The sequence below is a fragment of the Pantoea sp. CTOTU49201 genome, assembly GCF_032054795.1.
Lineage (GTDB): Bacteria > Pseudomonadota > Gammaproteobacteria > Enterobacterales > Enterobacteriaceae > Pantoea > Pantoea symbiotica.
On the sequence record NZ_DAMBSA010000175.1, the window covers coordinates 1 to 9,217 of the forward strand.

General features: G+C 53.7%; 9 protein-coding genes. 4 read left to right on the forward strand and 5 right to left on the reverse strand.

The features are described from left to right. On the reverse strand, positions 1–331 hold a 331-nt coding region (locus RTY00_RS13370; RefSeq protein WP_312664783.1), incomplete at its 3' end, for a GntR family transcriptional regulator. Positions 332–438: 107 nt separating this feature from the next. On the opposite strand from RTY00_RS13370, the gene RTY00_RS13375 reads away from it, so the two are divergent. Further along, entirely contained in the window at positions 439–1,146 is a 708-nt protein-coding gene (locus tag RTY00_RS13375) for a GNAT family protein (RefSeq protein ID WP_312664784.1), read from the forward strand. A gap of 46 nt (positions 1,147–1,192) precedes the next feature. On the opposite strand, the gene opgB is transcribed toward RTY00_RS13375, so the two are convergent. Then, positions 1,193–3,484, reverse strand: coding sequence for a phosphatidylglycerol--membrane-oligosaccharide glycerophosphotransferase (opgB, locus tag RTY00_RS13380; RefSeq protein WP_312664785.1), 2,292 nt, complete (start codon positions 3,482–3,484; stop codon positions 1,193–1,195). 215 nt (positions 3,485–3,699) lie between these two features. After that, positions 3,700–4,089, reverse strand: coding sequence for a tautomerase family protein (locus tag RTY00_RS13385; protein WP_101762200.1), 390 nt, complete (start codon positions 4,087–4,089; stop codon positions 3,700–3,702). A gap of 119 nt (positions 4,090–4,208) precedes the next feature. Between RTY00_RS13385 and RTY00_RS13390 the strand changes: the two genes are divergently transcribed. Next, complete coding sequence (locus RTY00_RS13390) at positions 4,209–5,132, forward strand: LysR family transcriptional regulator (protein WP_312664787.1); 924 nt, start codon at positions 4,209–4,211, stop codon at positions 5,130–5,132. Here the strand turns inward: RTY00_RS13390 and RTY00_RS13395 are convergent. Next, positions 5,106–6,119: a glycosyltransferase family 32 protein gene (locus tag RTY00_RS13395; protein ID WP_312664788.1), complete on the reverse strand. Its 1,014-nt coding sequence runs from the start codon at positions 6,117–6,119 to the stop codon at positions 5,106–5,108. The two genes, RTY00_RS13390 and RTY00_RS13395, sit on opposite strands and share 27 nt — an antisense overlap. A gap of 415 nt (positions 6,120–6,534) precedes the next feature. Here RTY00_RS13395 and RTY00_RS13400 point away from each other — a divergent pair, with 415 nt between their 5' ends. Continuing rightward, complete coding sequence (locus tag RTY00_RS13400; RefSeq protein WP_312664789.1) at positions 6,535–7,485, forward strand: WD40 repeat domain-containing protein; 951 nt, start codon at positions 6,535–6,537, stop codon at positions 7,483–7,485. Here RTY00_RS13400 and RTY00_RS13405 read toward each other — a convergent pair. Next, entirely contained in the window at positions 7,478–8,032 is a 555-nt protein-coding gene (locus tag RTY00_RS13405; protein ID WP_312664790.1) for a histidine phosphatase family protein, read from the reverse strand. The two genes, RTY00_RS13400 and RTY00_RS13405, sit on opposite strands and share 8 nt — an antisense overlap. Before the next feature lie 583 nt (positions 8,033–8,615). Here RTY00_RS13405 and RTY00_RS13410 point away from each other — a divergent pair. Then, positions 8,616–9,217, forward strand: a 602-nt coding sequence (locus RTY00_RS13410; protein WP_312664791.1) for an MFS transporter, incomplete at its 3' end; no start/stop codon positions are given.

Consider the following 9,217-nt stretch of genomic DNA (forward strand, 5'->3'; position numbering starts at 1 on the left):
ACTGAGCGATGCGCGGTGACAAGACAATTTCGCTGCTGGCGGGCGGCTGAGTTTCCTGCGGTAGCTGCGCCATATTGCTGATGCGACTGCCCTGGCGATCGCTCAGCAAAAATCCTTCCGCCTGCAGCTGCGCCCAGACGGCGATCACCGTATTGCGTGAAACCGCCAGATCCAGCGCCAGCTGGCGTGTCGCGGGCAAACGCGTTCCGGCGGCGAGTTTGCCTGTCAGAATCGCCTGCCTGATACGCTGAAACAGTTGCTGTTGCAGCGTTAGCTCGCCGTTGGTTTCCAGCGGGGCCAGCAATAATCGATGTAGCTCAATATCACTCATGTACGCAGTTCCGTGGATCCATCAATTTCATGCATTGTGGCGCTTTTTAACACGCCAGCAAAGTGGCACTCTGCATTTCTGGTCCTGACTGATAAAGGAATTGAGGAATGTCGCAACACAGCAATGCTTACGGACAACCGGTAGGATTCCCGTTGCCAGATTGGCAACCCCGCACCTGGCCGGGCTATGAAATCTTCACCGGCGACTATTGCCGCCTTGAACCACTGAGTGCTGAACGCCATGGCCGCGAACTGTATGCTGCCTATGCGCTGGCTGCAGATGGGCGTGACTGGACCTATATGTTCGCCGAACCTTTTGCCGATGAAGCGGCCTATGTTGCCTATGCGCGCAAGCTGGAAAATGGGCGCGATCCCCTGCATTTTGCGGTGATCGATCCGGTGAGTAATCGTGCGGTTGGCAGCCTGGCGTTGATGCGCATTGATGCGACAAACGGATCTGTGGAGATCGGCCACGTTGCCTTCTCGCCGCTGCTCAAGCAAACGCGCATGGCCACCGAAGCGCACTATCTGCTGATGCGCTACGCCTTTGAACAGCTGGGCTATCGTCGCTACGAGTGGAAGTGCGACAGCTGCAATCAGCCATCACGCAATGCGGCGCTGCGTTTAGGGTTTCAGTTTGAAGGCACCTTCCGGCAGGCGATTGTCTATAAAGGCCGCAGCCGTGATACCTGCTGGTTCTCGATTATCGACAGCGACTGGCCGCAGGTGAAACAGGGCTTCGAACGCTGGCTGGCGGCAGAAAACTTTACGGCGGAAGGGGCGCAACGCGAAAAACTGGAGGCGCTGCGCGCGTAGGGTGCGCATTCATGCGCACCTGGTCGCCATAAATGGCGACCCTACGTTAGGTTTGCGGAATTATTTTTATATCCACCATGCCGATCCCCAGTTTGCGCGGATCCTGGCCGATGATATTGCCGACATTCGACTCCTGCGGCTCCGGCGGCGCAATGATCAAATTACGGCTGCCGGTTGGGTTGGTGAAATGCAGCGTGGTGGTGGAGAACTCATCACCCAAATTCAGCTGCTGCTCTTGATCGCCAACGCGCACGGGAATCGGTCGATGCGCATTCGGACCGAACGCCCGCGCGGTGATCACCACATCAAAGCGTCCAGGCAGCGGATCGGTGTACTCAATATTCACTTCAGGCGCCAGATTGGCATTCGACCAGCGTCCCCACTCTTCCGGACGTGATATCCCCTTAAAACTCTTAACGCTGTTTGGCGCGCCGGGCACCGTTAACAGGAAGCTGTCGGCGTTGTAGCGAATCGCATTGTCTTCGATGCGTATTTGCTGCTCGTTGAGCTGGAAGGTTGCCGCACTGACTTCTGCTTTCGGGAAGTTAACTTTACCTTTCCACTGCGCTTTATCGATGCGGGTTACGCTGGGTTTGGCGCCCATTTGTCCCATCGACACACACAAATCGTTCGACAACGCTAACTCTGGCTGCCACAGACGCGCCATCTTAAAGCAGCGATCCACCCAAACGAACTTGTCGGCGGCAGCAAAACTCGCCAGCTGATAACGCAGCGGTTCGGAGTATTCCCCTTCCGGCAGCGGTTCGACATGTTTGTCGGAGACGCGGAATAGAATCGGTAATTTGAAGGTCGCGCCAGAGAAGCTGAAGGTGTTTTTCTGTTGATCGACGGTGAAGCTGTCCATCTTGCTAGGGAAATTCCACAGCTGAATAATGTCTGCTTTCCATGATGTGACGCGCTTTGCCATGTCGTCGAACTCGGTTGACAGCGATTTCGAAGAGAGGCCGCTGCGACCGAGTCCAATCGCGTTATCGCCGCCGAGAATATCCAGCACCGTGGCGCCGTTATCCAGCGTGCTGCGTTTGCCATCGAGCACTTCCGCCTGTGGCTGATCGCCACGAATCACCATAAACAGGTCATGGCGCGGTTGCTTGATCAAGTATTGATGCGCGGTGTTGTTCATCGCCAGGTGATCGGAAGTCACCACGATGATGGTGTTTTTAAACCACGGTGAGGCTTTGATGCGCTCAATCAGCCGCGCCACATGCTCCTGCGAACAGGCGACCGCGCTAAAGGATTGATTGGGTTTGCCATCATAGCTATAGCTTTTGCGCTGGCAGCTACGCGAGATAAAACCATCCGGATGATGGGTGTCGACGGTGAGCGTGAACAATGCGAAGCGTTTTTGCGCGCGCGACAGCTCCTCGTATTTCTCAAACACCTCGTCCATCACCGTGTCATCGTAGTAGCCCCAGTTATTACGATAGCTGGGATCGGCGACGCGACTTTTCAGCTCCTGCGAGCCATACATGTTGGCCGCATCAAAACCATGCGACAGCAGGAAAGTGTCTTTACCGGCGAAGCGTAAATCTGCGCCCTGAATAAACCAGTTCTCGTAGCCAGAGTTTTTCAGGATGTCGCCCAAACAAATATTTTGCGGATAGAAGCTGGAGAGCGAAGCCGAGGCATTGCCATCAAAAGGCGCAAACAGCGGGATGCCGCACTGTGAAGCCACCATGCCGGCGATGGTGTAATCGGTGCCGGGCAGCTGTTCGGTTTGGCTGAAATCGATGCTGTTCTCTTTTTCCCGACTGAGTTCCGGGGCCAGACCAGGAAATGCCTGCTGATCGAAGTAGGTCCGTTCAAGACTTTCGCCATAAATGTAGACCAGATTGAGCTTAGGCTCGGCGATCACCTTATTGGGCGTTTTGTAATAGGTTTCGAAATCCGAATCGGCGAGGCGCGAATGTGAGGCGATCAACTCTTTTACCTGGCGGAACGCAGGCGTGGTTTGTACCGAACCCGCGGCACAGGCAATCGCCAGCAAACTCCAGCCGAGGTGATGCGGCCGCTTACGGCGGCGCAGTAACCACGAAAGCAGGCAAAATAGCGAGAACAGCGCGATGATCAGTCCGATGGCTGGCACCACATATTTGCTCACGCCCGCGCCAGTCAGGCTGTTGGTCAGCGTATACAGCACCGCGTCATTAATGCCATCGCCGGTAAAATAGTTGCTGGCGACCAGCGTGACGTTAAGCACGATAAACAGCGTGAGCAGCAGCAGGATCAGACTAAACCAAAATTTATTTCGCCCGGCTTTAGAGGAGTAGACCGCAATCGCAGCCAAAAAGAGTACAACCGAAACCAATTCGGACAACGTTAGATCCTCATGTTGAATGAATACGCAATCCGTGCGCCAACGACCCTCTGTGGGGATTTTGCGTCAATCTATATTGGGTGTCACAAGGCTGCAACACATCCAACCAGATTTGTGCGATGCATTCCGATTCGTTTAAGGCGGGTTAAGGCTGACTGTGGTTTAGCTTGGCAGCAACGGACGCGCTGCTGCCAGTGAGGGCAGAGAAGGGGAGATTAGAGTTTTCCAGTGAGGTATTGCGCTTCGCCATCGGCAAAGCTCCAGTCGCCTTTACTGTTGGTGATAAAACTAATCATCAAATCCGTGCCCTGAACGCCACAATTTTCCAGCAGCTCGCGCGCTAACTCTGCCATAAACAGGCACTTCTGTTCTTCACTTCTCGGGCTGGTATACACGCGCACCATCACCAGATTGTCGGTTCGCGCAAAGCCTAAGCCGGTATCCTGAAAGACCATCTGATAACCTTTGTTTTCATGAACAATCTGATAACGATCGCGTGCCGGGACTTTAAATGCGGTTAATACCGCGCGATGTGCGGCATCCAGCAAAGTGCGTATTTCTGATTCTGAACGGCCCTGAATAACGTCGAATGTCAGTAACGGCATAAATAAACCCCTTTTTTGCTCACATGAAAAGAGTAGGATGTGGCTCTATGCTGCCGCTTGCTGCCGGAAAGAAAAAGCGCGCTGGTTGAAATGATTATTTATTATTTTGAACAATCGATATGAAAGAAATTAAAACAGATAGCCTTTGGGTCCATTTGCACTGGTTAACCGTGCTGGCTGAGCTCGGCAGTTTTACGCGTGCGGCGGAACGATTAGACGTCAGCAAAGCGGCGATGAGTCAGAAGATTAAAGAGCTGGAAAAGATGGCGGGTGTGGCGTTGGTGCAGCGCACCACGCGCAGCGTGCGGCTAACCTCTGCCGGTGAAAAGCTGGTGGATGAGCTGCGCGATCCCTTTGCGCGTATCGCGCAGAGCTTTTTCAGCGTGCGTGATGAAGCGGGTCCGGTGCGTGGCATGGTACGTGTGACTGCGCCAGTGGCGTTTGCGCGTCAGCAGCTGGTGCCGATCATCGGCGATTTCTTGCGCGACTATCCGCAGGTGCGCTTGCAGCTGGACGTCACCGATCGTTTGGTGTCGCTCGGCAGTGAAGGGTTTGACCTGGCGATTCGCCACAGCGATAGCCTGCCGGAAACGCATGTTGCGCTGCCGCTGTGTGAAACCCGCGCGTTGCTGGTGGCATCGCCGGCGTATCTGGCGCAGAACGGTTTGCCGGATTCACCGCAGGCGTTGCAGCAGCACAATTGTCTTTATTACCCGCGCGGACTCGAGTCGCCGCAGTGGCGCTTTCAATTAGCGGACGGCGGCAGCGAAACCGTGCAGGTAAAGATTCAGGGCAACTTTGCCACCAACAACAGCGAGTCGATCCGCGATGCTGCATTGCAGGGTTTGGGCATTGCGATGCTGCCGGACTTCAGCGCCAGCGCGGCATTAGCCAGCGGCACGCTGCAGCAGGTGCTGCCGCAGTGGCAAGCGGTGGATGCCTTCGCCGATCGGTTGTGGGTAGTACGCCCGTATGCCGCACAGGTGCCACGGGCGGTGACCACCTTTATCCATTGGTTACGCGCGCGCTTTGTTGATGGGTGAAGCCAGCGCGATTGGCGCAGGCGTTTGCATCATCTGGCCTAACAAACTGCTGCGGTTGTAATGGCCGAGCCGCAGGTTGAAGTCGAGATGCAGCTGCTCATTGCCGCTGAGTTTAATCACTGGCGGTGGTGTGAGTGGACGCTGGTGAAACAGCACCGCGTGGGCAAACGCCTCGCTCTTCCAGCCGCTTAAACGCTGATAGTAATAGGCGTTAGCCTCGCATTTACGCAGGTAGAGATTTACCCGGCGATGTTCGCGCATGGCGATCTGCTGCGCCAGTGAACCTAATTGCTGCTCCGGCTGCGCAATCTTCTGCGTTAGCAGGGAATAATCATCGCGCTTGGTCAATTCACTGAAGTAATTCTGTTCGCCGAGATGTTTGATCGGCGCGTAATGTTTTTGCCATTCGCGGATAAACGGATTATTGGCAGTCGCCGCCAGGAACCAGCTCTCAATCACTGGCGCGAGATAGTTGACGGTGGCATTTTCGTGATAATAACCAATCACATCCATACAACGTTCCTGATGCGCGCGATGCACCCAGGAGAGATCTTCAAATAATAAGGTGCTGCAATCAATGGCAATGCCGCCATAGCGCAACAGCAATTCCAGGCGAATCACTTCGCTTGTTTGCTGGGCGGTTAATTGGGTCGAGGTAAATATAAAATCCGGTAAAACTTCTTTTACCGTTAAACGATTTAATAAATGGATTTCATGGTCGGGATTATCCTGACGAATCTTTTTAATATTTAATGCCAGTGATTTCGGTAAATATTCATTATCCCAATACATCCAGACTTTCTTTGGAATCTCTGGCAGATCTTTTTCGCCAGAAAGTAACACGATATTGTCCTCTTCGCTGGGATCGTATTCCGGCGCACAGAGCGCAGTATGCTGTTTTTTCTGCAGGAAAGTCTGGCTGGTAAACGCGAGTCTTTTCCAGTTATGCCAGAGGGTTAACGCTGGCTGAAGGCGTTTTTTATTCATGATGCACCTGATTATTGTGATTATGGTGGCAAGGCGTCCCTGATCGCGGCGCTGAGCGCTCTTGATTGTCCTTTAGGCTGTGTGTAAAAAAAGTACTCTCCTATGCTTAATAAAACATTCTGTGCGATGCGGCTATCACTTTTTGATCCTTTCAGATAAACCGGAAAATCAAGGATCCGTTAAGCTTTAAATTAACGATAAATAACCGCGTGAATTGTTGGTTATTCTATTTTATGGCCTTAAGACTATTCCTAATAAAATAAGCGGGACGTGGCGTAAGTCGCGGGTGAGATTAAAAAGTGCGCGTGAGATCACTTGTTAACCAGGCTGCATTTTTCGCTGGCCTGCCGGGAAAATCCCATCCTGATTGTGGGTTAGCTACGCTTAAAGTAGGTGATGAACAAAAGGAGACACTATGCAGCGACACAACCGTGGATTACTGGCGGTCGATAAGCAGGGCAATCGCGTGCTGTTTCTCAATCCCGAAACCTTTGCCGTTGAGCAAGAGTTAAATGCCTTTCCGCCGCGTCCACACGAGCTTCTGATGCTGCCACAGCTGGAAAAAGCTTACGTGCCGATCTACGGCGACGGCATTCACGGCGACAATCCGCATCCTGGCCATAAAGTGGCGATCATCGATCTGCGCCTGCGGCAGATCAGCGGTTTTATCGATCTGTCGCCATTAAAAGCACCGCACAGCGGCCAGTTAGGACGTGACGGCAAAGTTTATCTCTGCTGTGAAAACAGCGCGGTGGTGGCAGTGATTGATCCGGTTAGCGATCGCGTGGAGAAAACCATTCAGCTACCTTCGCACAATGCACACCGACTCACTTTGTCGCCCAGCGGCCGCAAGCTGTTTACCGAGAATGAAGAGGACGCCAGCATTACCGTGGTGGATCTGTGTGAGGCGGAAGGACGGATTATCGACAACATCCTGATGCCTGGCCCGATTTCCGGTATCGCCGCCTCGCCTAAACATCCTTATCTGGTGGCGAGCGCCGCCGATGCGCCGTTGCTGTATGTGGTGGATCGGCAAAGTCATCGCATCCGCCAGCGCCTGGCCTTGCCGGGACATCAGCAACCCTGTCAGGTAGTGCGTTTCAGTGCCAACGGCGAGCGGCTGGTAGCAATTGGCGATCAGGAGCCGGTGGTAACGCTGTTTGACGATCTGCTCAATCCGCTCGGCGATATTCAGGTTGGCAATAAGCCGATGGATGGCTGCTTCAGTGAGGATAATCGCAGCTTGCTGATTGCGAATGAGGGCGACGGTTCGCTCAGCCTGATTGATTTGCAGCAGATGAAGGTGATTGCCACGCCGCAAGCCGGTACCGGTTGTGAGGTGCTGAGCTACTTCCAACTTAAATGAATGGACGATGATAAATCGCACTGCTCCAGTGGCGGCTGCTGGCATGTTTTTCGGCCTGCCAGCCGCGCTTGCGTAACTCACGCGCAATCAGCTTGTTCATGATGCCGTGACCGACCAACAACACCGTGCCTTGCTGCGACAGCGTCACCAGTTTATCTGCCGCCAGGCGGGCGCGTTGACGCGCATGCTGCACCGATTCGACATGGCCGCTATAGCCGCACAGCCATAACAGGCGTAGTAGCGCCAGCCAGACGTTGAGCGGCAGATGCAGACGCTCAAACGGCAACGTCGGTATCGCGACTTCGCTAAAAACCTCATCCACCGCGTGCGGCTGTAAACCCAGGCGCGTTAACGACGAACGGGCGCGCGGCAGCGGGCTGGTGGCGATCACACTTGCCAGACGCGCAATGGTTTGGCTGCGCGGCGGCGGGGAATCGCAAATATCAGCCTGATCGTAACCTTCACACCAGTCAGCCAATGCCCGCGCCGACAGGCGCCCATTGACAGGATGATCGGGTTTACCGTGTCGCATAAGAATAATGGTCATAGCGCTCCTGAGTGGTATTGCTCCAGTGTAATGCAGACGTTTAGTGAAACGCGCATCCATGACGGGATTTAAGAGTATTGCCTGTTTGTCATTAAACCTTAACTGAACTGTGCGAAAAACAGCGCGATGAAGAGTTAGCCTGCGCCGTTAAATGGTAAGCAATAATCGTCAATCAAGCTTCATTAAGACAATTCTTGCGCCATGCATTAGATGTAATGTCATGATTTGACGCCATTTTTGCCTTGTTTTCATGAGTTATAGTGAAGTTTATCTAATAAATTTCTCTATTATCACTTGATTTATCTACGCGCGTAGATAGACTATCTCCATAGTGATAACTCACGGTGCCAGAGACGAAGTTGGCCTTGAGATGACCCAGTTACATTTGCCTCACTAATGCGATCGATGAAAATTACATCGGCGGGAACAGGCGAAGAAGCGGATTCCAACACCAGGGAATTCATTACTGATTTTTCATCCAGGTTTGCCTACTGAACGTCGCCACCGGGGAGTTCCGCTTGTTGCAAGGGAACTGACCCACGGAAGGGCGTTTACTGTTTTTACCTCTTTCAGGGAATGGGTTATGACGGTTTCGCAACAAAGCTCACTAACATCCTCCTCAGCTGCCGACGCGCGGCTTGAAACATCTTCCGGCCGTAAAGATTTCTGGCGCGCCACGTTCTCCTGCTGGCTTGGCACCGCGATGGAATATGCGGATTTTGCGCTCTATGGCCTCGCCGCCGGCATTATCTTTGGTGACGTCTTCTTCCCCGAAGCCACACCGGCTATCGCTTTGCTCTCGAGTTTTGCCACCTGGTCGGTTGGCTTTATTGCCCGCCCGATTGGTGCCTTGCTGTTCGGCTGGATCGGCGATCGCAAGGGCCGCAAAACGGTGATGATCTCGACCATCATTCTGATGGGTGCCTCCACAACATTAATCGGTTTGATTCCTTCCTATGCCAGCATTGGCGTCTGGGCACCGGCGTGTCTGGTGCTGCTGCGCTTTACCCAAGGTTTGGGGGCGGGCGCAGAGTTGTCCGGCGGTACGGTGATGCTGGGCGAATATGCACCAGTTGAACGTCGTGGATTGGTGTCGTCGGTGATTGCGCTGGGCTCAAATAGCGGCACGCTGATTGCGTCGCTGGTCTGGCTGGCGGTGATCCAGATGGACAAAGAGAGCTTGCT

Coding starts and splice junctions, on each gene's coding strand:
- RTY00_RS13385 (WP_101762200.1), bottom strand. CDS start 4,089: ATGCCGTTACTGACATTCGACGTTATTCAGGGCCGTTCAGAATCAGAA.
- RTY00_RS13400 (WP_312664789.1), top strand. CDS start 6,535: ATGCAGCGACACAACCGTGGATTACTGGCGGTCGATAAGCAGGGCAAT.
- RTY00_RS13405 (WP_312664790.1), bottom strand. CDS start 8,032: ATGACCATTATTCTTATGCGACACGGTAAACCCGATCATCCTGTCAAT.
- RTY00_RS13395 (WP_312664788.1), bottom strand. CDS start 6,119: ATGAATAAAAAACGCCTTCAGCCAGCGTTAACCCTCTGGCATAACTGG.
- RTY00_RS13390 (WP_312664787.1), top strand. CDS start 4,209: ATGAAAGAAATTAAAACAGATAGCCTTTGGGTCCATTTGCACTGGTTA.
- RTY00_RS13375 (WP_312664784.1), top strand. CDS start 439: ATGTCGCAACACAGCAATGCTTACGGACAACCGGTAGGATTCCCGTTG.